Raw genomic sequence first — 23,243 nt, 5'->3', positions numbered from 1 at the left:
AGGACGTGTTGATATGGAAGAGTTGGCCAATCTGTTTCACGGCTTCGCGGTCGCCCTGCAGCCCTACAACATCATGCTGATGATCATCGGCATCACGCTCGGGGTCATCATCGGCGTGCTGCCGGGGCTTGGCGGTGCCAATGGCGTGGCGATCCTGCTGCCCCTCACCTTCAGCATGCCGCCGACATCGGCGATCATCATGCTGTCCTGCATCTATTGGGGCGCGTTGTTCGGCGGCGCCATCACCTCGATCCTGTTCAACATCCCCGGCGAGCCATGGTCGGTGGCAACCACCTTCGACGGCTATCCGATGGCGCAGCAGGGCAGACCCGGCGAAGCCCTGACAGCGGCCTTCACCTCCTCCTTCGTGGGCGCGCTGTTCGCCGTCATCATGATCACGCTCGTCGCGCCCCTGGTCGCGGGCTTTGCGCTACGATTTGGCCCGGCGGAAAAGTTCGCGGTTTACTTCCTCGCGTTCTGCAGCTTCGTCGGCCTCAGCAAGGAGCCGCCGTTCAAGACCATCGCGGCCATGATGATGGGCTTTGCGCTTGCAGCGGTCGGGCTGGATTCCATCACGGGACAGTTGCGGCTGACCTTCGGGGTGACCGAGTTGCTCAACGGCTTCGACTTCCTGATCGCCGTGATCGGCCTGTTCGGGATCGGCGAGATCCTGCTGACCATGGAGGAAGGGCTGGCGTTCCGCGGCGGCAATGCAAGCATCAACCTCCGCGTCGTGCTTCAGACCTGGCGCGAGCTGCCCGCCTACTGGATGACCTCGCTGCGCTCCTGCCTGATCGGCTGCTGGATGGGCGTCACGCCCGCCGGCGCAACGCCGGCGTCCTTCATGAGCTACGGCATCGCCAAGCGGCTGGCGCGGCGCGGCAACAATTTCGGCAAGGGCGAGATCGAAGGCGTGATCGCGCCGGAGACGGCCGCGCATGCCGCAGGCACCTCGGCGCTGCTGCCGATGCTGTCGCTTGGCGTGCCCGGCTCGCCGACGGCTGCCGTGCTGCTCGGCGGATTGCTGATCTGGGGCCTGCAGCCGGGCCCGATGCTGTTCGTCGAACAGAAGGAATTCGTCTGGGGCCTGATCGCGTCGATGTATCTCGGCAATCTCGCCGGCCTCATCGTCGTGCTCACCTGCGTGCCGATCTTCGCCGCGATCCTGCGCGTGCCCTTCGGCATCATCGCCCCGCTGATCCTGGTGCTCTGCGCGATCGGCGCCTACTCGGTGCACAACAGCACCTTCGACGTGATGCTGATGCTGGTGTTCGGCGTGCTCGGCTATCTCCTGAAGAAGTGCAACTATCCGCTCGCGCCCTTGGTGCTCGCCATCGTGCTCGGCGACAAGGCGGAGGAAGCCTTCCGGCAATCGCTGCTGGGATCGCAGGGATCGCTCGGCGTGTTCTTCTCCAACGGCCTCGTCAGCACGATCATGGCGCTCGGCCTGGTCGCCCTGTTCTGGTCCGCGATCCAGGAGGGCTACAGCCGGCTGCGCATGTCGATGGCGTGACGCGCGGCCGGCGTGATGCACGCCGCCGGTCGCGTCAAATTCGCCGCACCCTGGACTTCTGGAATAAAGAATTCCAGGAATCGCGCGGTCATCTGACGACGCTCATCCACACTGGCGGAGCTGCGCGCGCCGACATGCGCACAGGGGCGAATCCGACTTCCCACAGCCTGCTTGCGGCTCGCAGCGACAGCCGATATATCTCACAAAATCAAGAACTTGCGTGCATACGATCGCTGCGGCCGCCGTCACGCTGCAATGATTGGGGCTTTACATTTTCGCGGCCGAAGCGCATGTGAACTGATCCCGCGATATTTCGCCGCACCCTCAGTCCCTCGCTTGAATCTTGGCATAATGCATACCAGGATGCGAGCAGCGCATGCATAAAAATGATCGGCGCGTTCGGGAGGGTTTTTTATGACGGACATGGTGCAGTCGGCTGCGGCTCCTAGTGCCGCACGCGTAAGCGATGCCTATCGCTGGGCTCAATTGGCGATCGGTGTGGCGGCGATGGTGATGATCGCCAACTATCAATATGGCTGGACGTTCTTCGTCCCCGACATCCAGAAAAAGTTCGGCTGGGATCGCGCTTCGATCCAGTGGGCGTTCACGCTGTTCGTGCTGTTCGAGACCTGGCTCGTGCCGGTCGAAGGATGGTTCGTCGACAAATACGGTCCGCGCATCGTGGTTCTCGTCGGCGGCGTGCTCTGCGCCATCGGCTGGGCGATCAACGCACAGGCCACCTCGCTCAACGGCTATTATCTCGGCATGATCATCGCGGGCATCGGCGCCGGCGGCGTCTACGGCACCTGCGTCGGCAACGCGCTGAAGTGGTTTCCGGACAAGCGCGGTCTCGCCGCGGGCATCACGGCGGCAGGCTTCGGTGCAGGCTCCGCGCTCACCGTCGCGCCGATCCAGGCCATGATCAAGGACAGTGGATTCCAGACCACCTTCCTCTATTTCGGCCTCGGACAAGGCATCATCATCTGCATCCTCGCCTTCTTCCTGCTCGCACCGAAAGCGGGCCAGGTGCCGAGCGTGGTGGCGAATGCCAATATCATCCAGACCCGGCGCAACTATCAGCCGACCGAAGTGCTGCGCCAGCCGATCTTCTGGCTGATGTACTTCATGTTCGTGATCGTCGGCGCGGGTGGACTGATGGTCACCGCGAACCTGAAGCCGATCGCGGTCGACTGGAAGGTCGACAGCGTGCCGGTGACGCTGATGGCGGTGACGATGACCGCGGTGACCTTCGCAGCGACCATCGACCGCGTGCTCAACGGCCTGACGCGTCCGTTCTTCGGCTGGATCTCCGACAATATCGGCCGCGAGAACACGATGTTCATCGCCTTCGGCATGGAAGGGTTCGGCATCTGGATGCTCTATCTCTGGGGCCACGATCCGGTCTGGTTCGTGCTGCTCTCGGGCTTCGTGTTCTTCGCCTGGGGTGAGATCTACTCGCTGTTCCCCTCGACCTGCACCGACACGTTCGGCGCCAAGTTCGCGACCACCAATGCCGGCCTGCTCTACACCGCCAAGGGCACCGCCGCGCTGCTCGTCCCGGTCGCAAACCTGATGCAGCAGTCGTCGGGTACCTGGGACAGCGTGTTCATCATCGCGGCCGGCGCCAACATCCTGGCTTCGCTGCTGGCGATCGCGGTGCTGAAACCCTGGCGCAAGATCGTGGTTGCCAAATCCACGCTCTGACGCGCTTCAACAATTGCTCACCTCGAGCAGGACGCCCGGCCTCACGGCCGGGCGTTTTCGTTTTGCGCGAAATTGTTGCCGCCTCCGCCAGCCGAATGGAACCGCAGATTTTGTGACGAGTCGCGCGAGATAGGGCTTGCGTTCTGGAATATGGTATACCAATCTCCCCGCCGCGCTTGCGACGATAAGCCACAACATTTGCGACATCAGGTCATCTTGGCAAACTGATGCGCGACCAGACAGGCGCGTTGGGAGGTTCTTGATGATTTCCAGCACGGACGGCGCCGTCACGGCCGCGCCTCTTCGCACCGGTTTCCGTTGGCTCCAGCTCGCCATGGGCATCGTCTGCATGGCGATGATCGCCAACCTGCAATACGGCTGGACGCTGTTCGTCGATCCGATCGATGCCGCGCACCATTGGGGACGCGCCGCGATCCAGCTCGCCTTCACCATCTTCGTCGTCACCGAGACCTGGCTGGTGCCGGTCGAGGCCTGGTTCGTCGACAAATACGGCCCGCGCATCGTCATCATGTTCGGCGGCGTGATGATCGCGCTGTCCTGGGTGCTCAACTCCTACGCCGACTCGCTCACCCTGCTCTACGCGGCCGCGATCGTCGGCGGCATGGGCGCCGGCGCCGTGTACGGCACCTGCGTCGGCAACGCGCTGAAATGGTTTCCCGACCGCCGCGGCCTCGCCGCCGGCGCGACCGCCGCGGGCTTCGGCGCGGGCGCCGCGCTCACCATCGTCCCGATCGCGACCATGATCGCATCGAGCGGCTATCAGCAGGCATTCCTCACCTTCGGCATCGGCCAGGGCGTGATCGTGTTCGTGCTCGCCTTCTTCATCCAGCCGCCGCGGATCTCGATTCCGCCGAAGAAGAAGCAGCTCAATTTGCCGCAGACCAAGATCGACTTCACTCCGCCGCAAGTGCTGCGCAGCCCTATTTTCTGGGTGATGTACCTCGTCTTCGTCATGGTCGCCTCCGGCGGCCTGATGACCGCGGCGCAGATCGGCCCGATCGCGCACGACTACAAGATCGCCGACACGCCGGTGACGCTGGCCGGCTTCCAGATGGCGGCGCTGACCTTCGCGATCTCGCTCGACCGCATCTTCGACGGCTTCGGACGGCCCTTCTTCGGCTGGGTCTCCGACACGATCGGCCGCGAGCACACCATGTTCATCGCCTTCGGCACCGCCGCGCTGATGCTCCTGGCGCTGTCGGCCTACGGCCAAAATCCCGTTGTCTTCGTGCTCGCGACCGCGGTGTATTTCGGCGTGTTCGGCGAGATCTACTCGCTGTTCCCCGCGACCTGCGGCGACACCTTCGGCTCGAAGTTCGCAACGACCAACAACGGCATGCTCTACACCGCAAAGGGCACCGCCTCCCTGCTCGTTCCGCTCGCCAGCGTGATCTCGGCAACCTACGGCTGGAAGGCGGTGTTCGTGGTGGCTGTGGCGCTGAACGCAACGGCGGCGCTGATGGCGCTGTTCGTGATCAAGCCGCTGCGCCGCTCCTTCATCCTCGGCAAGGAAGCCGAGAGCGCCGACACCGCAACGGGCAACGCCAAGACCGAGACGGCGTAAGCAACCACACACGAGAGCTTTCAAAAGGGGCGCAGCGATGCGCCCCTTTCTTTTTGGCTTTTTGGCCGACGACAAACGTCAGTATTGCTGCCGCAAGATTTTTCGGATCAGCCAAATCCAGCGCTTGACGATTGGCATTATGTATACCACACTTCCTCCTGTCATTCACCCAGGGAGGTCGCAATGCTGGTCGGAGACATTCTGCGCAAGAAGACGCCGCGCGTTGTCACGGTGCGAATGAACGAAACGGTGGGTATCGCCGCCAAGCTGATGCGCGCCAACAATATCAGCGCGCTGGTGGTCAAGGACGTGGTCCGCTCCGAGGGCAACACCGCGGTCGGCATGTTCACCGAGCGCGACGTGGTGCGCGCCGTCGCCGAGCACGGCGCCAATGCCATCAACGTCAAGGTCTCGCAGCTCGTGTCGGTGCAGCAGCTGGTGTCCTGCACCTCCTCCGACACGATCGAGCACGTCCGCCACCTGATGAACCGGCATCACATCCGCCACCTGCCGGTCATCGACGACTACAGCCTCGTCTCCGTCATCAGCATGCGCGACATCGCCGCTGCCGTTGACGAGGCCATCAACGGCACGCCGCAAGCGGCAGCCTAGAGCATGATCCGGACCCGGAGGGCCGCGCTAGCGCAAAGTGCGTAAGCGGTTTTCCGACAAGATCCTGCTCAAACAATAAACTATAGCGGCAACACTTCCCCTGCGACTACCGGCCCCGGCTCGGATCCTTCCGAGCCGGACCGGATCTTTCGTCCCAAAATCCGGTCTCTGCTCGCGAGGAATTCATGAAAATCTGCATCTACGGCGCCGGCGCGATCGGCGGATATCTCGGAGTTCAGCTCGCACGTGCGGGCGCCGATGTCAGCCTGGTCGCACGCGGCGCGCATCTTGCCGCCATGCGCGAGCGCGGCCTGACGCTGCTCGCCGGCGAGGAGACGCACACCGTGCATCCGCGCTGCACTGACGATCCCACTGAACTCGGCGTGCAGGACTACATCATCATTACGCTGAAGGCGCATTCGATCACCGGCGTGATCGAGAAGATGCAGCCGCTGCTCGGGCCGCACACCCGCATCGTCACCGCCGTCAACGGCATCCCCTATTGGTATTTCTACAAGCATGGCGGCCAATACGAGAACTCCACGCTGGAGAGCATCGACCCCGGGGGTCGGCAATGGCGCGAGATCGGGGCCGAGCGCGCCATCGGCTGCATCGTCTATCCCGCCACGGAGATCGAGGCACCCGGCGTGATCCGTCACGTCTACGGCAACAATTTTCCGCTCGGCGAGCCCTCCGGCGAGATCACCTCCGACGTGCAGCGCCTCGCCGACCTGTTCGTCGCCGCGGGCTTGAAGGCCCCGGTGCTCGATCGCATCCGCGACGAGATCTGGCTGAAGCTCTGGGGCAACGTCTGCTTCAACCCGATCAGTGCGCTGACCCATGCCACGCTGGACGTGATCTGCACCGATCCCGCCACGCGCTCGCTGTCGCGCGCGATCATGGTGGAGACGCAAGCCATCGCCGAGACCTTCGGCGTCAAATTCCGCGTCGACGTCGAGCGCCGCATCGAGGGCGCCCGCAAGGTCGGCGCGCACAAGACCTCGATGCTGCAGGATCTCGAGCGCGGCCGCCCAATGGAGATCGATCCGCTCGTCACCGTGGTACAGGAGATGGGCCGCCTCACCGGTATCGCAACGCCCGCACTGGATTCGGTGCTGGCGATGGTGACCCAGCGCGCCCGCATCGCCGGGCTCTATGACGGCGTCTCGGCGCCGGCTGATCCCCGCGCACTGGCGGTGGCGTGATGGCGGGCGAGATCAAGCACTGGCTCCGTTTTCGCCATGGCGGCACGACCGGCTTCGGCACGCTGACACCCTCGGGCATCAGCGTGCATGAGGGCGAGATGTTCGGCCGCAATGCCAGCACCGGCAAGACACTCGCGCCGTCGGAAGTCGAGCTGCTCGCGCCCTGCGCCCCCAGCAAGATCGTCGCGCTCTGGAATAACTTTCACGCGCTTGCCGCAAAACTCAACCAGCCCGAGCCGCCGGAGCCGCTCTATCTGCTCAAGGCCACCACCAGCATCACCACGCCGGGCGCCGTGATCCGCCGCCCCTCCTATTACGACGGCAAGACCACCTATGAAGGCGAGCTCGGCATCGTCATCGGCAAGACCTGCGCCCGCGTCGCGCCTGGCGAAGCCGACGGCTTCATCTTCGGCTACACCTGCGTCAACGACATCACCGCCAACGACATCCTGACCGGCGACCCGACTTTCCCGCAATGGGCGCGTGCCAAGGGTATCGACGATTACGGTCCGTTCGGGCCAGTGATCGCGACCGGCCTCGATCCGGCGAAGCTCGTGGTCCGCACCATCCTCAACGGCGCCGAGCGGCAGAACTATCCGATCTCGGACATGATCTTCACCGCGCAGGAGCTGGTAAGCAGGATTTCCCACGACATGACCCTGCTCCCCGGCGACCTCATCGCCGTCGGCACCTCGGTCGGCGTCGGCGTGATGAAGGAGCCGGTGAATACGGTTACCGTCGCGATCGACGGCATCGGCGAGCTCACCAACGAGTTTCGGCTGTAGCCGGTCCGTCATTCCCGGCGCAACTCCGTCGTGCCCGAGAATGAAGGCCCGCCGGCCATTTTCGCCGCGAGCCCCGGCAAAATTGATCCTGCGCAAATCGCGCCGTCGCGGCCGCCACTATCCTTCCCGGCAACAGATCGATTTCTGATGCAAGGGAGGACGCCATGTCGAATGCCGCCAATGCACTTTTGTGGACAGCCCTGTACTTTGCTCTCTCGTTCGCGGCGATCTTCGTAGTCTGGTTCGCCGACAAGATGCGCTCGAACTTCCTCGGGAAGTGATAGCGCACACGACGCCGTCGCCCGGATGAGCGCCGTAGCCCGGATGGAGCGCAGCGTAATCCGGGACCATTGGCGCTGCGCGTACAGACCCCGGATTGCGCTGCGCTCCATCCGGGCTACGGACCTCGTATTCGGGAAAACTCGGCAATTCCAGGCCCTTCCATCGATCGGCTGACGCAATCAGTCGTGGATTCGCGCGACCAGACGCATCCAGCAAGCCCCGCCCCGCTTGATCTCGGTTCCGCTCTCCAATAGCAACTATGGCGAAAATGTGTGCCGGCGTGAGGAATTCACGATGTGGCTGTTTTTCCTGGTTGCCTGGTTTGCCCTGCTGGCCGCCCTCGCGCTTCTCGCCCAGCAGGCGTTCGGTTACGACGTCGGTCACCTGCCGGCGTGGTTCGCGGCCCTGTCCATGCCGCAGCGGCTCGCGGCCGGCACGATCCTGGCCGCAGGCCTGGCGCTGATCGGCGCAACCGCCTGGCGGCTGTCGCGCCAGGACCGGCGCCTCGACACGCTGCGCGACCGCCTGAAGAAGACCCGGGAAGACGTCGTCGTCGCCCACGCCCTGCAAAACCACCTCGACGCCACCGTCCAGCACCTGATCGAGAGCGATCCACGGCAGGCCGTCTCCGCCCTTCACGACAAGCTCGGCGAGACCGAGCAGCGCGCGCTGCTGCAGCAGGGCCGCAACGAAGCCATCGACATGCACGACCAGCTCGCCGAGATCCGCCGCCGCCAGCAGGCGCTGCGCGAGATGGTCGGCAAGGTCGCCGACCAGCGCCGCGCGATCGAGCCCGTCTTCACCGAGATCCGTGACCGCCAGAACCAGCTCGAACGCTCCCTGCACGACCTCGAGACCGACGACCGCAAGAACAACCTCGCCGACCGCCTGAAGGACATCGCGCGCGACGTGTCGACATTGCTGACGCGGGTGAGCGCGGTCCAGGACACGTTCGCAACCCTCAGCCAGTACAAGGAGGATCTGGCGAAATCCCATGCCGAGCTGGCGCCGCTGCGATCAAACGACGCCGGCATCAACACCCTGATCGGCGAGCTCAGCCTCAGCCATGACCGCCTCGAAAAAAGCATCGATGAGCTCGAGACCGGCGGCGAAGCGCCGCTCGGCACGCGCGTCGAGACGCTGTCGAAGAACAAGATCGAGATCGAGCAACGCCTCGCCCGCATCGACGACAGCGCCAACATCCTCAAAGCCATCGGCCTCGACTTCGAGGAGCTCGGCCAGCGCCGGGGCCAGCTCGAACGCGCGATCGCGGACGTCGAGACCGACGGCGACGGCAGGAGCCTCACCGAACGCCAGAATGCGCTGAATGATTTCGTCCTCCGGTCGCGCCAGCGCCTCGGCGCGTTGCAGGAGACGCTGGCGACGCTGAACACCTTCAAGACCGAGCTGTCGAAGTCGCAGGCCGACCTCGTCCCGCTGAAGGCTCCGGTGTTCGGTATCGAGGCGATGATCGCGGAGGTCGGCACCACCCGCGACCTGCTCGCCGAAACCGTCGGCGAGATCGAGGTGAACGCCGGCGTGACGCTGGCCTCGCGCGTCGATGCGCTGACGAAAAGCAAGCGCGAGGTCGAAGACCGCATCGCCCGCATCTTCGAGAATTTCAACGCGCTGGACGCGTTGCGCAAGGACATCGGCGGCATTTTCGCGACGATCCGGAATAGTTTGAACCGGATCGGGTGAGCGGCGCTGCTGTAGGTCGCAGCCCCCGGAAACATCCAGACACATCACATCTGCGCGCATCCGATCAATGCCGCCAACATGTCCCGCGCTCGCCGCAACTTGGACGCATTCGGGCGCCCTTCTGTGAGGCGTGTCTGGGGGGCACGGCACTGCCGTGTTTGGACCAAACCTTCTAGGGGTATGACTGTGAAGAAGATTGTATTTGCTCTGGGTGCCACGCTTGCTCTGGTGACGGCTGCGAACGCTGCGGATCTGCCGCGCCGGCAGCCCGTGCCGGTCTATCCGGCGGAGCAGGCCCCGATCGGCAAGATGCCGATTGGCAAGAGCCCGGTTGGCAAGGCTCCGATCGGCAAGGCGCCCGGCCCGGTCGCTGCGCGCTACTGACGCGCAGACTCTGCGCAGGCGGCCGAAAGTCGAGGGGGCTCAACGTGACGAACACAGCTGATCGATCGGGATCCTGCATCCTCGCGGGGCTCGCCCTCGCGGCGATGATCGCATGCACGACGCCCACGGCCTCTGCCCACGAAGCGAACAAGCGCGTTGCCGATGCAAACGCGCTTGCCACGACCGAGACCGCATCGCGGCCTCAACCGCAAGCGACGCGGCGTCCCATCGCGCGCGCGGAGAAAGGCCCGTACTATGTCGACTTCCGCGCCCGGACGGCGGCAAGCTGGGGCCATGCCTTCGTCTGGTACGGCAAGACCAGCGAGAAGGCGGTCGAGGTCGCGGGCCTCACGCCGGCCGGCGACACGCTCGCCTACGTGCTCGGTCACATCACCTTCGTACCGTCCGAGACCGGTGCGAGCTACGGCGACCTCGATCCGGAATATCTGACCGCAAGCTACCGGGTCTATCTCAACGAAGCCGACGCCAAGCGCGTGTTCGCCTATATCAAGAAATTGCAGGCGAACTCGCCGGTCTGGAACGCCGAGACCGCCAACTGCACGGGCTTCATCGGCGACATCGCCGAGTTCATGGGCCTCGAGGTCCCCAATCGCTGGCAACGCCCGGAAAAGTTCGTCAACCGCCTCAAGGAAATGAACCGCGGCCGCCAGATGGTGCGGCTGTCGACGGAGTAAGCTGAGGCTCTTGGTAGCCCGGGTGAGCGTAGCGATACCCGGGACAACTCGCGGTGAGAATCCCGGATGTCGCTTCGCTCATCCGGGCTACAAGATGTGTGTCGCCACCATCGCGCAAAACAACATCTCCCTGTGGTTATGGGTCCTGGCTTTCGCCAGGACGACGGCGGTGAATGTGGCAGGCGCCGCGCCCCAATTATCCGCCCGGCGGAATCCCCGTCACTCCCCGCATGACACCCCGCCTCTACCGCACACCCCTGCAATAGACATTTCCCGACCCCGGCGGCATCCTGCTGCCATCAAACGATAACAGAGCGCCACGCGGGGCGCGGGGGAAACAGATCATGCTGCAGACACGATTCACCAGGCTCGTCGGCGTCGAGCACCCGATCGTCCAGGGCGGCATGCAATGGGTCGGACGGGCCGAGCTGGTCGCCGCCGTTGCTAATGCCGGCGCGCTCGGCTTCATCACGGCGCTGACCCAGCCGACCCCGGAGGACCTGACCAAGGAGATCGCGCGCTGCCGCGACCTCACCGACAAGCCGTTCGGCGTCAACCTCACCATCCTGCCCGCGATCAAGCCGCCGCCTTACGCCGAGTATCGCGCGGCGATCATCGAGGCCGGCATCAAGGTGGTCGAGACCGCCGGCAACAAGCCGCAGGAGCATGTCGACGAGTTCAAAAAGCACGGCGTCAAGGTCGTGCACAAATGCACCAGCGTCCGCCACGCCCTCTCGGCCGAGCGGATGGGCGCCGACGCCATCTCGATCGACGGTTTTGAATGCGCCGGCCATCCCGGCGAGGACGACACCCCCGGCCTGATCCTGATCCCGGCCGCCGCCAACAAGGTCAAGATCCCGATGATCGCCTCCGGCGGCTTTGCCGACGCACGCGGCCTCGTCGCGGCGCTGGCGCTGGGGGCGGAAGGGATCAACATGGGCACCCGCTTCATGGCGACCAGGGAGAGCCCGATCCACCAGTCCATCAAGGAGAAGATCGTCGCCAATGACGAGCGCGAGACCGAGCTGATCTTCCGCACCATGCGCAACACCTCGCGCGTGGCGAAGAACGCCGTCTCGACCAAGGTCGTCGCGATGGAGAAGGAGGGTGCCAAGTTCGAGGACATCCGCGAGCTCGTTGCCGGCGCCCGCGGCAAGATGGTCTATGCGACAGGCAATTCGGACGAAGGCATCTGGTCGGCCGGTCAGGTCCAGGGCCTGATCCAGGACATCCCGAGCTGCGCCGAGCTCGTCTCCCGCATCGTGCGCGAGGCGGAGGCGATCATTCGCAGCCGGCTGGAGGGGATGATCGCTCAACCAAGCGCGCAAGCCGCGGAATAGTCACTGTAAGAAGCGAGAGCAATTCATGAAGGCTTACGTCTACGGCCCTGAGGGCGCTCGGATTTCCGACGTCGCTCAACCAAAGCCGAAGGGCACGCAGGTGCTGGTAAAGGTCCGCGCCTGCGGCCTCAATCGCGCCGACACCGGCATGCGCAAGGGCCACGCCCATGGCGCGGCCGGCGGGGTCGGCACTGTGCTCGGGATGGAATGGGCCGGCGAGGTCGCCGAGCTCGGACCGGATGCGAAGGGTGTCAAGGTCGGCGACCGCATCATGGGCTCGGGCGGCGCGGCGTTTGCCGAGTACACGCTGGCCGATCACGGCCGGCTGTTCCGCGCCCCCTCGAACATGAATTTCGAGGAGGCCGCCACCCTCCCCGTCGCGCTGGCGACCATGCACAACGCGGTGGTCACTGTCGGCGGGATCCAGGCCGGACAGGCCGTGCTGATTCAGGGTGCCAGCTCCGGCGTCGGCCTGTTGGCGATGCAGATTGCAAAGCTCAAGGGCGCGAGACTCGTGATCGGCTCGTCGACCGACGCCTATCGCCGGGGCCGGCTGAAAGAATACGGCGCCGACCTCGCGGTCGACTCCTCCGACCCGAAATGGGTCGATGAGGTGCTGAAGGCGACCAACGGCGAGGGCGTCGACCTCATCGTCGACCAGGTCTCGGGCAAGGTCGCAAACCAGAATCTCGCCGCGACCAGGGTTTTGGGTCGCATCGTCAATGTCGGCCGGCTCGGCGGGACGCACGCCGACTTCAACTTCGACCTGCATGCGGCGCGCCGTATCAGCTATATCGGCGTCACCTTCCGCACCCGTACCATCGAGGAGGTCCGCGAGATTTTTGAGGAGGTCCGCAAGGACATCTGGGGCGCGGTCGAGTCGCGCAAGCTGCAGCTGCCGATCGACAAGGTCTATGCGTTCGACGACATCGACAAGGCGTTCGAGCACATGGAGGCGAACAAACATCTGGGGAAGATCGTGGTGACGCTTTAAGGGGCAGGCTCGGCCAAAGCGACGGTCCCGTAGGGTGGGCAAAGCGAAGCGTGCCCACGATCTGTATCCATCACGGACGGATGGTGGGCACGGCGCTATGCGCCTTTGCCCACCCTACGAGACCGAGCTCGTAGCAGCGAGCGACCATTCAATTCAGAAGCATTCGCAATGGCTTCGCTCCTGCAACTCACTTGCGACTAGAGCTGTGGATCGTCGCTTGATGTTCAGCTCTAGGCTGCTAAATCCCCGCCATGAGCGCACAGCACAACAAAACCTCGGTCGCGGCCATCTCGATCTTCGCCAGTGGCGGCATGGCGGCGGCCAAGTTCGTGGTCGGCATCGCGATCGGCTCGCTGGCGCTGATCTCCGAGGCCCTGCACTCCTCGATCGACCTGGTCGCGACCATCATCACCTGGGCGGTGGTGCGGGTCTCCGACAAGCCGGCCGACGAGGAGCACCATTACGGCCATGGCAAGCTGGAAAGCGTCTCCGCGCTGGGCGTCACTGCCCTGCTCTACGTGCTCGCCGGCGGCATCCTGGTCGAAGCCTATAGCCGGCTGCGCGAGGGAACGTCGCCGCCGACCATCTCGGCCGTGCCGTTCGTGGTGCTCGTGGTCGACATCGCCGTCAATCTGTGGCGTGCCCGCGCGCTGCACCGCGCCGCACGCGAGACCCGGAGCCAGGCGCTCGCCGCCGATGCGCTCCACTTCGCCTCCGACGTGATGGGCTCCTGCGCCGTGATCGTGGGCCTGGTCCTCGCCGCCCTCGGTTTCTGGTGGGGCGACGCGGCGGCTGCGGCCGCGGTCGCGGTGATGATCGCCGCTCTCGGCCTGCGCATGGCCGGCTCGACCGTGCAGACGCTGGTCGACCGCGCACCGGAGGGCGCGCAGGAGAAGGCCACGGCCGCGATCTGCAGCGTGCCCGGCGTGATCGACGTCGAGCGGCTGCGCCTGCGCATGGTCGGGGCGACCACCTTCATCGACACCATCGCAAAGGTGCCGCGGACCTACCCGATCGACCGCATCGAGGAGATCAAGCGCAAGGCGCAGGCCGCCGTCGACAAGGCGTTCGGCGACGCCGACCTCACCTTCACCCCGGTCCCGGTCGCGCGCAACAACGAGACCGTCCGCGACCGCATCATGGTGATCGCGCGCAATTCGAGCCTCGCCATCCACCACGTCACGGTGCATGATCTCGGCGCCAAGCTGATCGTCGGCATCGACCTCGAGGTCGACGCCGGGATGCGGCTCGACGCCGCCCATGACATCGCCAACACGCTGGAACGCAACATCCAGGAGGAGTTCGGCGAGGACGTCGAGGTCGACGTCCACATCGAGCCGCTGGAACCGGAACTGCCTTTCGGCGTCGACGCCGCGCCGGAGAGGGTGCAGACCATCGCCGCCGCGCTGGCCGAGTTCGCCGGTGAAGGCGAGATCCACGACATCCATAATGTGCGCGTCCGCAACACCGACGCCGGCGAGATCGTCAACTTCCACTGCCGCGCTGCGCCGTCGATGAGCGTGATCAAGGTGCACGAGCATGTCGATGCGATCGAGCGCGCGTTGCGCCGTGCGTTCCCGAGCGTGAAGCGCGTCATCAGTCACGCCGAACCGCCGCGCGCGTGACATACAATGTGCGCGGAGTCACACGTTCTCGTTTCGGACTCCTCGCGCCCGCGGGTTTGCGGACGCGCGATGCGCGAACTGCGCGTTGGATAAGAATAATTTCGCGTTAACGATTCGTTGACTCTCGACAGCCCGGTAAAACTGGATTCAAATCGGTCTGATTCGGAAGCGACGTGGGGCTGCCTCCGAACTCAAGTTGCAAGCTGGTTTTCAGGGGGCCGAAGGCATGTCGCGTGCAGACGCCGCGAACGCGTGCGTCCAATCCGATTCGATCAAGGGATTGGCGCAATCGATCGCGAAACCTGCCTATCATCGGCTCCTGATCGCAGAGCCGGCGTTGCGCCGCGCTGTGCCGACCCTCATCATCGCGTTCCTGATCACGATCTGCCTCGGCGCGTTCGTGCAGGTCGTCGACCAGACGCGCCAGAAGCGGATGGTGATCCGGCACGACATCTCCGCGCTCGCCGATCTGCTCGCAGAGCGCATCGACCGCCTCACCTCGTTGCGGATCGAGCGGCAGAAGAACATCGAGCGCCTGCCGACGCTGCTGCCCGACCTGATCCCGTCCTGGGGCACAGCCAGCGGCCGCCACGTCATCGTCACCTCGGCCGGGATCGACCGCCGCCTCCTCGCCCGCATTCCCATCGACAGTGACCCTTCGGGCAACGACCGCCTGCTCGATGCCATCACCACGGCGCAGCTGCTCGCGGCGCCGCCGCGCGACGGCAACGTCTCCGACATGACGCTGCCGAGCGGCAATGCTGCGATGGCGACCTCGCGGCAGATCAAGTCGCTGCCCGGCTTCGTCACCGTGATCCAGGAGCGCAACGAGCCGATCTGGGGCTCGGACGCCGCGCTCTCGGTCACGCTGTCGGCGACGACAGGCTTCGTCGTCCTGATCCTCGGCTTCGCCTTCCACTGGCAATCCACCCGCGCCCGCGAGGGCGATCTCATCAACGACGCCGTGCGCGGCCGGATCGACACCGCGCTGAACCGCGGCCGCTGCGGATTGTGGGACTGGGATCTGTCGCGCGGCCGGATCTTCTGGTCGCAGTCGATGTTCTCGATGCTCGGCCTCGACGGCCGCCACGAGCTCCTCACCTTCGGCGAGGTCAACGCGCTGGTGAAGTCCGACGACATCGACCTGTTCGAGATCGCCGACCAGCTGATCTCCGAGAAGATCGACCACATCGACCAGACCTTCCGCATGCAGCATGTCGACGGTCACTGGATCTGGCTGCGCGTCCGCTGCGAAAAGACGCGCGGCGCGACCGATTCCAGCGTGCACCTGATCGGCATCGCGGTCGACATCACCGAGCAGAAGAGCCTCGCCGAGCGGACCGTCGAAGCCGACCTGCGGCTGCGCGACGCCATCGAGACCATTCCGGAGGCCTTCGTGCTCTGGGACGCCAGCGACCGCCTCGTGCTCTGCAACTCGCACTTCCAGCGCCTGCACAAGCTGCCCGACAGCGCCGTCATCCCCGGCACATCCTACGAGACCGTGCTCGAGGTCGGCCGCATGCCGGAGGTGCGCACCCGCCACAACGAGACCGCGAGCCAGGGCCCGGGTGCCCGCACCTTCGAGGCGCAGCTCGACGACGGCAGCTGGCTGCACATCAGCGAGCGCCGCACCAAGGACGGCGGCTACGTCTCGGTCGGCACCGACATCACCCGCATCAAGGAGCACGAGCAGAAACTGGTCGACAACGATCTGCGCCTGCGCGCTACCGTGATCGACCTCAAGCGCTCGCAGGCCGCCCTGGAGCGCCAGACCAACGAGCTCGCCGACCTCGCCGAGAAGTACCAGCGCGAGAAGACCCGCGCCGAGGAAGCCAACCAGACCAAGTCGAAATTCCTCGCCAATATGAGCCACGAGCTGCGCACGCCGCTCAACGCCATCATCGGCTTCTCCGAGATCATGGGAAGCGGGATGTTCGGCGAGCTCGGCAGCGAGAAGTACCAGGAATATTGTCAGGACATCCTGACCAGCGGCCACTATCTGCTCGAGGTCATCAACGACATCCTCGACATGTCCAAGATCGAGGCCGGCCGCATGAAGCTCGACATGGAAGAGCTCGACCTCGCACGGACGCTCGCGGAGTCGCTGCGGGTCGTCTCCGGCCGCGCGCAGGACAAGCACCTGACGCTCGATGCCGATATCGCAAAATCCATCTCCGTCGTCGCCGACCGCCGCGCCACCAAGCAGATCATCGTCAACCTGCTCTCCAACGCGGTGAAGTTCACGCCCGACGGCGGGCGCATCGTGGTCCGCAGCCGACAGCTCGACGACAGGATCGTGCTGATGATCGCCGACACCGGCATCGGGATCGCGCCGCATTCGCTGGCGCGGCTCGGCCGCCCGTTCGAGCAGGTCGAGAGCCAGCTCACCAAGACCTATCACGGCTCGGGGCTGGGCCTCGCCATCGCCCGCTCGCTGGCGCAACTCCACGGCGGCTCGATGCGGCTGCGCTCGAAGATCGATGTCGGCACCGTCGTCCGCGTGACGCTGCCGCGCGACGCCGTCAAGGCGTCCGCCGGGATATCGGCCGCCGCCTAGCGCACGGCGGGAAGCTCGCCTGCGGCCATCCTTCGAGACGCCCGCCTGCGGCGGGCCCTCAGGATGAGGGCAGCGTGCGCGGCAGCAGTGCCAAAGGAGTCCATGGAGCCTCATCCTGAGGAGACCGCCACCGGGTCCGCGCAAAGCGCGGCCCGATGACAGGCTCCGCGGTCGTCTCGAAGGACGAGGCGCTTGCTCGTCCTATCCCAACAGGCTCTACAATTGCAGCGTCGGCGCGACTTCCCGCGCCACATTGACCAGCGCCGCGATCAGCGGCGTCATCGGATCGCGCTGCGGGATCACCATGCCGATGCTGTAATTGACCTCGGGGTCGATGATCGGGATCGACCGCACCGTATCGGACAGGCCGAGCGTCTCGGCGAGCTTGGCCGGCATCACGCTCGCCCACCGCCCCGTCTTCACATGCGTGAACAGCACGAGCAGCGAGTTCGAGGTCAGCGTCGGCGTCGCCTCCGCGCCGACCGAGCGCAGCGCGCGGTCGATGATGCGGCGGTTCTGCATGTCGGGCGTCAAGAGGCAGAGCGGCACCTGTCCCACTTCCTTCCAGGTCACCGTCTCGCGGTCACCGAACATTCCGTCCGGCGCAGTCAGCAGGCGATAGCTTTCATTGTAGAGCGGAATGGTGCGGACCTTGCCGATCGGCTCGTTCTCGATATAGGTCAGCCCCGCATCAACCTCGAGATTTTCGAGCAACCCGAGCACCTCCGATGAGGTCGTCGAGCGGATGCTGAAACGCACCTCGGGATGCCGGGCGCGGAACGGCGTCGTCAGTGACGCCACCATGCCGAGCACGGTCGGGATCGCGGCAATGCGGATCTCGCCGGAGAGCTGGTGCTTCAGGCCGTTGATCTCGTCACGCATGGCGCGGGCATCGCCCACGATCCGCCGCGCCCAGTCCAGCGCCCGTTCGCCTTCCGGCGTAAAACCCTGAAAGCGGGAGCCACGCTGGACCAGCATCACACCGAGGATCTCCTCGAGCTGCTTCAGCCCGGTCGACATGGTGGGCTGGGTGACGCCGCAGGCCTCTGCCGCGCGTCCGAAATGCCGCTCCTTCGCCAGCGCCAGCAGCAGTTCAAGCTTGTCGATCAACCGGTCGTCCCCTCGGATTCTGTGTTGGCATGCAAGCTAGCATGCCGGGCCTGCACCAACACGCAAAAACCGGCAGCCGATACAGTTTTCATTACCATTTCGTATCGACCGATTGTGGTTGCAAATCGATCCGAATTCGCAATCGCAGCATGAGACAGCTTTATTGATCTTCGAACGATTCCAAATACTTTGCGCTCAAGGAACGCTCAGGTTGAGAACGAACAATGACAACGCTTTACGAACCTCGTTACGAGCCTTGGGACGAAGCGCGCGGCGCCGAGATCATCGCCGAACATGCCGGACAGGAAGGCGCGACGCTCGTCATCCTGCACGCGCTTCAGGAGGCGTTCGGCTACGTGCCGGAGGCCGCGATTCCCATGGTCGCGCAGGCGCTCAATCTGTCGCGCGCCGAGGTGCACGGCGTGTTCACCTTCTACCATGATTTCCGTCACAAGCCGGCCGGTCGCCACGTGCTGAAGCTGTGCCGCGCCGAAGCGTGCCAGGCCGCAGGCGGCGATGCGCTGGCTGCGCGAGCGGAGGCGAAGCTTGGCGTTGCCCTCGGCAACACGACAGCCGACGATCGCGTCACGCTGGAGCCGATCTACTGCCTCGGCCTGTGCGCGACGGCGCCGTCCGCAATGCTCGATGGTCGCCTCATTGGCCGGCTCGACCAGAAGCGTCTCGATGCACTGGTCGCGGAGGCACAGCGATGAGCATGCGTCTCTTCGTCTCCCGCGATGCGGGTGCGGTCGCCGTCGGCGCAGATGAGGTCGCGCTGGCTCTGGAGCAGGCTGCGGCCAAGCGCGGTATTGCCATCGAGATCGTCAGGACCGGCTCGCGCGGGATGTATTGGCTGGAGCCGCTGGTCGAAGTCGCAACGCCGCAAGGGCGGATCGCCTTCGGGCCTGTGACCGAGACCGATGTCCCCTCCCTGCTCGACGCGCTCGCCAGCAACACGCCGCATCTCTTGCGGCTGGGTGCGACCGACGAGATCCCCTGGCTGAAGCGCCAGACCCGCCTCACCTTCGCCCGCTGCGGCGTGATCGATCCGCGCTCGCTCGACGATTACCGCGCCCATGGCGGTTACAAGGGTTTTGAGCGTGCGCTCTCGCTCGGTCCCGACGCGATCCTGAACGAAGTCACGGCGTCCGGCCTGCGCGGCCGCGGCGGCGCCGGCTTCCCGACCGGCATCAAGTGGAAGACCGTCGCGCAGGCGAAAGCCGATCGCAAGTTCATCGTCTGCAACGCCGACGAAGGCGACAGCGGCACCTTTGCCGACCGGATGATCATGGAAGGCGACCCCTTCCTGGTGATCGAGGGCATGACCACAGCCGGCATCACCGTCGGCGCCACCAAGGGCTACATCTACATCCGCAGCGAATATCCGCACGCGGTCGAGGCCATGAACGCCGCCATCCAGGCTGCCAGGCGCGGCGGCTATCTCGGCGACAAGATCGGCGGCTCCACTTACAGCTTCGATCTCGAAGTGCGCGTCGGCGCCGGCGCCTATGTCTGCGGCGAGGAGACCTCGCTGCTGGAGAGCCTCGAAGGCCGCCGCGGCATCGTGCGCGCCAAGCCGCCGCTGCCGGCTCATCACGGCCTGTTCGGCAAGCCGACCGTCATCAACAACGTGCTGTCGTTCGCCGCGATCCCCTTCATCCTCGCCGAGGGCGCCAAGGCCTATGCCGATTTCGGCATGGGCCGCTCGCGCGGCACGATGCCGATCCAGCTCGCCGGCAACATCCGTTACGGCGGACTGTTCGAGACCGCATTCGGCGTGACCCTCGGCGAGCTCGTCGACGACATCGGCGGCGGCACCTTCACGGGCCGGCCGGTTCGTGCGGTGCAGGTTGGCGGCCCGCTCGGCGCCTACTTCCCCCGCGCCCTGTTCGACACGCCGTTCGACTACGAGGCCTTTGCCGCGCGTGACGGCCTGATCGGCCATGGCGGCATCGTCGTGTTCGACGACAGCGTCGACATGCGCAGGCAGGCGCGTTTCGCGATGGAGTTCTGCGCCGTGGAATCCTGCGGCAAGTGCACGCCGTGCCGGATCGGCTCGACCCGCGGCGTCGAGACCATCGAGAAGATCATCAACGGCGAGCGCGTCCATGAGAACCTCGCGCTCGTCGAGGACCTCTGCAACACCATGAAATTTGGCTCGCTCTGCGCACTCGGCGGCTTCACGCCCTACCCCGTGCTCAGCGCATTGAAGCACTTCCGGGAGGATTTCGCACCCATCCCGACCATGCTTCAGGCCGCGGAATAGGAGAACGACAATGTCTCTGATCGAAGAAATCGACTACGGCACGCCGCGCTCCAAATCGACGACGATGGTAACGCTGACCATCGACGGCAACCAGGTCACCGTGCCCGAGGGCACCTCGATCATGCGCGCCGCGATGGACGCCGGTCACCAGATCCCGAAGCTGTGCGCGACCGACATGGTCGACGCATACGGCTCCTGCCGGCTCTGCCTCGTCGAGATCGAGGGACGCGCCGGCACGCCGGCCTCGTGCACCACGCCTGTCATGAACGGCCTCGTCGTGCACACCCAGACCGAGCGGCTGAAGAAGCTGCGCAAGGGCGTGATGGAGCTCTACATCTCCGACCATCCGCTCGACTGCCTCACCTGCGGCGCCAACGGCGATTGCGAATTGCAGGACATGGCCGGCGCCGTCGGCCTGCGCGACGTGCGCTACGGCTATGAGGGCGAGAACCACGTCTTCGCCAAGTCCCACGGCTGCGACAACGACCACTGGATGCCGAAGGACGAGTCCAATCCGTACTTCACCTACGATCCCTCCAAGTGCATCGTCTGCTCGCGCTGCGTCCGCGCCTGCGAGGAGGTGCAAGGCACCTTCGCGCTGACGATCTCCGGCCGCGGCTTCGACAGCCGGGTCTCGCCGGGCATGAGCGAGAGTTTTCTGGGCTCCGAATGCGTCTCCTGCGGCGCCTGCGTACAGGCCTGCCCGACCGCAACGCTGACGGAAAAGTCCGTGATCGAGATCGGCCAGCCCGAGCACTCCGTCGTCACCACCTGCGCCTATTGCGGCGTCGGCTGCGCCTTCAAGGCGGAGATGCGCGGTGAGGAAGTCGTGCGCATGGTGCCCTACAAGGACGGCAAGGCCAACCGCGGCCATTCCTGCGTCAAGGGCCGCTTCGCCTGGGGCTACACCAACCACAAGGAGCGCATCCTCAAGCCGATGATCCGCGAGCGGATCGAGGATCCCTGGCAGGAAGTGTCCTGGGACGAGGCGTTCTCGTTTGCCGCCGCCAGGATGCGCGGCATCCAGAAGAAGTACGGCCGCGACGCCATCGGCGGCATCACCTCGTCACGCTGCACCAACGAGGAAACCTATCTGGTGCAGAAGCTGATCCGCGCCGGCTTCGGCAACAACAATGTCGACACCTGCGCCCGCGTCTGCCACTCGCCGACCGGCTATGGCCTTGCCACCACCTTCGGCACCTCCGCCGGCACGCAGGATTTCGACTCGGTCGAGGACACCGACGTCGTCGTCGTGATCGGCGCCAATCCGGCCTCCGCCCACCCGGTGTTCGCCTCGCGGCTGAAGAAGCGGCTGCGCCAGGGTGCGAAGCTGATCGTGATCGATCCGCGCCGCACCGAAATGGTGGAATCGCCGCATGTGAAGGCGCTGCACCTGCCGCTGATGCCCGGCACCAATGTCGCGGTGATGACCGCGCTCGCGCATGTCATCGTGACCGAGGGCCTCGTCAACGAAGCCTTCGTGCGCGAGCGCTGCGACTGGGCCGAGTTCGAGGAATGGGCAGCGTTCGTCGCCCAGCCGAACAACAGCCCGGAAGCCACCGCCATCCTGACCGGCGTCAATCCGAAGGATCTGCGCGAGGCGGCCCGCACCTACGCCACCGGCGGCAACGGCGCGATCTATTACGGCCTCGGCGTCACCGAGCACAGCCAGGGCTCGACCACCGTGATCGCGATCGCCAACCTTGCGATGGTAACAGGCAATATCGGCCGTCCCGGCGTCGGCGTGAACCCGCTGCGCGGCCAGAACAACGTGCAGGGCTCCTGTGACATGGGCTCGTTCCCGCACGAGCTGCCCGGCTATCGCCACATCTCGGGCGATGCCGTGCGCGACCAGTTCGAGGCGCTGTGGAACGTCAAGCTCAATCCCGAGCCGGGCCTGCGCATTCCCAACATGTTCGACGCCGCGGTCGAAGGCACGTTCATGGGCATCTACGTGCAGGGCGAGGACATCCTGCAGTCCGACCCCAACACCAGCCACGTCGTGGCGGCGCTGTCGGCGATGGAATGCGTCATCGTCCACGACCTCTTCCTGAACGAGACCGCGAACTACGCCCACGTGTTCCTGCCCGGCTCGAGCTTCCTCGAGAAGGACGGCACCTTCACCAACGCCGAGCGCCGCATCCAGCGCGTGCGCAAGGTGATGACGCCGAAGAACGGCCTCGCCGACTGGGAGGTCACCATCGGCCTTGCCAAGGCGATGGGCTTCGAGATGAACTACAGCCACCCCTCCGAGATCATGGACGAGATCGCGGCGCTGACCCCGACCTTCGCCGGCGTCTCCTACGCCAGGCTCGACGAGCTCGGCTCGGTGCAGTGGCCCTGCAACGAGAAGGCGCCCGAGGGCACGCCGGTGATGCATATCGACGGCTTCGTCCGCGGCAAGGGCAAGTTCGTCGTGACCGAATATGTCGCGACCGACGAGCGCACCGGGCCGCGCTATCCGCTGCTGCTCACCACGGGCCGCATCCTCAGCCAGTACAATGTCGGCGCGCAGACGCGGCGCACCGACAACGTGGTCTGGCATGCCGAGGATCGCCTCGAGATCCATCCGCACGATGCCGAGCAGCGCGGCGTGCGCGATGGCGACTGGGTGCGGCTGAAGAGCCGTGCCGGCGAGACAACGCTGCGCGCGGAGATCACCGATCGCGTGGCTCCCGGCGTCGTCTACACCACCTTCCACCACCCGGACACCCAGGCCAACGTCATCACCACCGACTATTCGGACTGGGCGACCAACTGCCCCGAATACAAGGTCACCGCGGTGCAGGTCTCGCCCTCGAACGGCCCGTCCGACTGGCAGAAGGCCTATGACGCCCAGGCGCGGCAATCCCGCCGCATCGTACCCGCCGAGGCCGCGGAGTAAC

At 65.3% G+C, this 23,243-nt stretch carries 17 protein-coding genes; 16 read left to right on the top strand and 1 reads right to left on the bottom strand.

Annotated elements, in window-relative coordinates:
* Positions 1–13 precede the first annotated feature (13 nt).
* The 13 genes from XH79_RS32455 (at position 14) to XH79_RS32395 (ending at position 16,982) form a co-directional block, all read left to right on the top strand.
* The gene (locus XH79_RS32455) at positions 14–1,513 is read left to right on the top strand and encodes a tripartite tricarboxylate transporter permease (protein WP_018647758.1); all 1,500 of its coding nucleotides are present in this window, start codon (positions 14–16) and stop codon (positions 1,511–1,513) included.
* A 414-nt stretch (positions 1,514–1,927) separates the two neighbouring features.
* Positions 1,928–3,217: an oxalate/formate MFS antiporter gene (oxlT, locus tag XH79_RS32450; protein WP_212344014.1), complete on the top strand. Its 1,290-nt coding sequence runs from the start codon at positions 1,928–1,930 to the stop codon at positions 3,215–3,217.
* Positions 3,218–3,479: 262 nt separating this feature from the next.
* Positions 3,480–4,802, top strand: coding sequence for an oxalate/formate MFS antiporter (oxlT, locus tag XH79_RS32445; RefSeq protein ID WP_212344012.1), 1,323 nt, complete (start codon positions 3,480–3,482; stop codon positions 4,800–4,802).
* 183 nt (positions 4,803–4,985) lie between these two features.
* Positions 4,986–5,414 carry a CBS domain-containing protein gene (locus tag XH79_RS32440; protein ID WP_212344010.1) on the top strand — a complete coding sequence of 143 codons (429 nt, stop codon included), beginning with the start codon at positions 4,986–4,988 and terminating at the stop codon, positions 5,412–5,414.
* A gap of 185 nt (positions 5,415–5,599) precedes the next feature.
* Entirely contained in the window at positions 5,600–6,619 is a 1,020-nt protein-coding gene (locus XH79_RS32435; protein WP_212344008.1) for a 2-dehydropantoate 2-reductase, read from the top strand.
* Entirely contained in the window at positions 6,619–7,404 is a 786-nt protein-coding gene (locus tag XH79_RS32430; RefSeq protein ID WP_271584303.1) for a fumarylacetoacetate hydrolase family protein, read from the top strand. The genes XH79_RS32435 and XH79_RS32430 overlap by 1 nt, the downstream gene beginning before the upstream one ends.
* Positions 7,405–7,980: 576 nt before the next feature.
* Positions 7,981–9,387: a hypothetical protein gene (locus XH79_RS32425; RefSeq protein ID WP_271584302.1), complete on the top strand. Its 1,407-nt coding sequence runs from the start codon at positions 7,981–7,983 to the stop codon at positions 9,385–9,387.
* A gap of 180 nt (positions 9,388–9,567) precedes the next feature.
* Complete coding sequence (locus XH79_RS32420; RefSeq protein WP_209965301.1) at positions 9,568–9,771, top strand: hypothetical protein; 204 nt, start codon at positions 9,568–9,570, stop codon at positions 9,769–9,771.
* A 44-nt stretch (positions 9,772–9,815) separates the two neighbouring features.
* Positions 9,816–10,466, top strand: a complete 651-nt coding sequence (locus XH79_RS32415; protein WP_271584301.1) for a hypothetical protein — start codon at positions 9,816–9,818, stop codon at positions 10,464–10,466.
* A gap of 344 nt (positions 10,467–10,810) precedes the next feature.
* On the top strand, positions 10,811–11,806 hold the full coding sequence (locus tag XH79_RS32410; protein ID WP_271584300.1) for an NAD(P)H-dependent flavin oxidoreductase: 996 nt from the start codon (positions 10,811–10,813) through the stop codon (positions 11,804–11,806).
* Between the two features lie 25 nt (positions 11,807–11,831).
* Complete coding sequence (locus tag XH79_RS32405; RefSeq protein WP_271584299.1) at positions 11,832–12,800, top strand: zinc-binding dehydrogenase; 969 nt, start codon at positions 11,832–11,834, stop codon at positions 12,798–12,800.
* 251 nt (positions 12,801–13,051) lie between these two features.
* Positions 13,052–14,425: a cation-efflux pump gene (locus tag XH79_RS32400; protein WP_212343997.1), complete on the top strand. Its 1,374-nt coding sequence runs from the start codon at positions 13,052–13,054 to the stop codon at positions 14,423–14,425.
* 226 nt (positions 14,426–14,651) lie between these two features.
* Positions 14,652–16,982, top strand: coding sequence for an ATP-binding protein (locus XH79_RS32395; protein ID WP_212343987.1), 2,331 nt, complete (start codon positions 14,652–14,654; stop codon positions 16,980–16,982).
* Positions 16,983–17,198: 216 nt separating this feature from the next.
* Here XH79_RS32395 and XH79_RS32390 read toward each other — a convergent pair whose 3' ends face one another.
* Positions 17,199–18,092 carry a LysR family transcriptional regulator gene (locus XH79_RS32390; RefSeq protein ID WP_212343986.1) on the bottom strand — a complete coding sequence of 298 codons (894 nt, stop codon included), beginning with the start codon at positions 18,090–18,092 and terminating at the stop codon, positions 17,199–17,201.
* 224 nt (positions 18,093–18,316) lie between these two features.
* Here XH79_RS32390 and XH79_RS32385 point away from each other — a divergent pair, with 224 nt between their 5' ends.
* From XH79_RS32385 to fdhF, 3 genes are read left to right on the top strand one after another with little or no spacing between them, the layout of a single operon-like run.
* Positions 18,317–18,805 (top strand): formate dehydrogenase subunit gamma, encoded by a 489-nt coding sequence (locus tag XH79_RS32385; RefSeq protein ID WP_212343984.1) that lies wholly within the window; start codon positions 18,317–18,319, stop codon positions 18,803–18,805.
* Complete coding sequence (locus XH79_RS32380) at positions 18,802–20,358, top strand: formate dehydrogenase beta subunit (RefSeq protein ID WP_271584298.1); 1,557 nt, start codon at positions 18,802–18,804, stop codon at positions 20,356–20,358. The genes XH79_RS32385 and XH79_RS32380 overlap by 4 nt, the downstream gene beginning before the upstream one ends.
* Before the next feature lie 10 nt (positions 20,359–20,368).
* A complete protein-coding gene (fdhF, locus tag XH79_RS32375) occupies positions 20,369–23,242 on the top strand; it encodes a formate dehydrogenase subunit alpha (RefSeq protein WP_271584297.1) in 2,874 nt (957 codons plus the stop codon).
* Position 23,243 lies beyond the last annotated feature (1 nt).

This window comes from Bradyrhizobium sp. CCBAU 45389, assembly GCF_028128625.1.
GTDB lineage: Bacteria > Pseudomonadota > Alphaproteobacteria > Rhizobiales > Xanthobacteraceae > Bradyrhizobium > Bradyrhizobium liaoningense_B.
This window is presented reverse-complemented; position numbering and strand designations above follow the sequence as displayed.

Excerpts from the sequence above, each read along its gene's own strand:
- XH79_RS32380 (WP_271584298.1), top strand. The coding sequence starts at position 18,802 with ATGAGCATGCGTCTCTTCGTCTCCCGCGATGCGGGTGCGGTCGCCGTC.
- XH79_RS32400 (WP_212343997.1), top strand. The coding sequence starts at position 13,052 with ATGAGCGCACAGCACAACAAAACCTCGGTCGCGGCCATCTCGATCTTC.
- XH79_RS32455 (WP_018647758.1), top strand. The coding sequence starts at position 14 with ATGGAAGAGTTGGCCAATCTGTTTCACGGCTTCGCGGTCGCCCTGCAG.
- XH79_RS32440 (WP_212344010.1), top strand. The coding sequence starts at position 4,986 with ATGCTGGTCGGAGACATTCTGCGCAAGAAGACGCCGCGCGTTGTCACG.
- XH79_RS32425 (WP_271584302.1), top strand. The coding sequence starts at position 7,981 with ATGTGGCTGTTTTTCCTGGTTGCCTGGTTTGCCCTGCTGGCCGCCCTC.
- fdhF (WP_271584297.1), top strand. The coding sequence starts at position 20,369 with ATGTCTCTGATCGAAGAAATCGACTACGGCACGCCGCGCTCCAAATCG.
- XH79_RS32385 (WP_212343984.1), top strand. The coding sequence starts at position 18,317 with ATGACAACGCTTTACGAACCTCGTTACGAGCCTTGGGACGAAGCGCGC.
- XH79_RS32420 (WP_209965301.1), top strand. The coding sequence starts at position 9,568 with ATGACTGTGAAGAAGATTGTATTTGCTCTGGGTGCCACGCTTGCTCTG.
- XH79_RS32395 (WP_212343987.1), top strand. The coding sequence starts at position 14,652 with ATGTCGCGTGCAGACGCCGCGAACGCGTGCGTCCAATCCGATTCGATC.
- XH79_RS32435 (WP_212344008.1), top strand. The coding sequence starts at position 5,600 with ATGAAAATCTGCATCTACGGCGCCGGCGCGATCGGCGGATATCTCGGA.
- oxlT (WP_212344014.1), top strand. The coding sequence starts at position 1,928 with ATGACGGACATGGTGCAGTCGGCTGCGGCTCCTAGTGCCGCACGCGTA.
- XH79_RS32430 (WP_271584303.1), top strand. The coding sequence starts at position 6,619 with ATGGCGGGCGAGATCAAGCACTGGCTCCGTTTTCGCCATGGCGGCACG.
- oxlT (WP_212344012.1), top strand. The coding sequence starts at position 3,480 with ATGATTTCCAGCACGGACGGCGCCGTCACGGCCGCGCCTCTTCGCACC.
- XH79_RS32405 (WP_271584299.1), top strand. The coding sequence starts at position 11,832 with ATGAAGGCTTACGTCTACGGCCCTGAGGGCGCTCGGATTTCCGACGTC.
- XH79_RS32410 (WP_271584300.1), top strand. The coding sequence starts at position 10,811 with ATGCTGCAGACACGATTCACCAGGCTCGTCGGCGTCGAGCACCCGATC.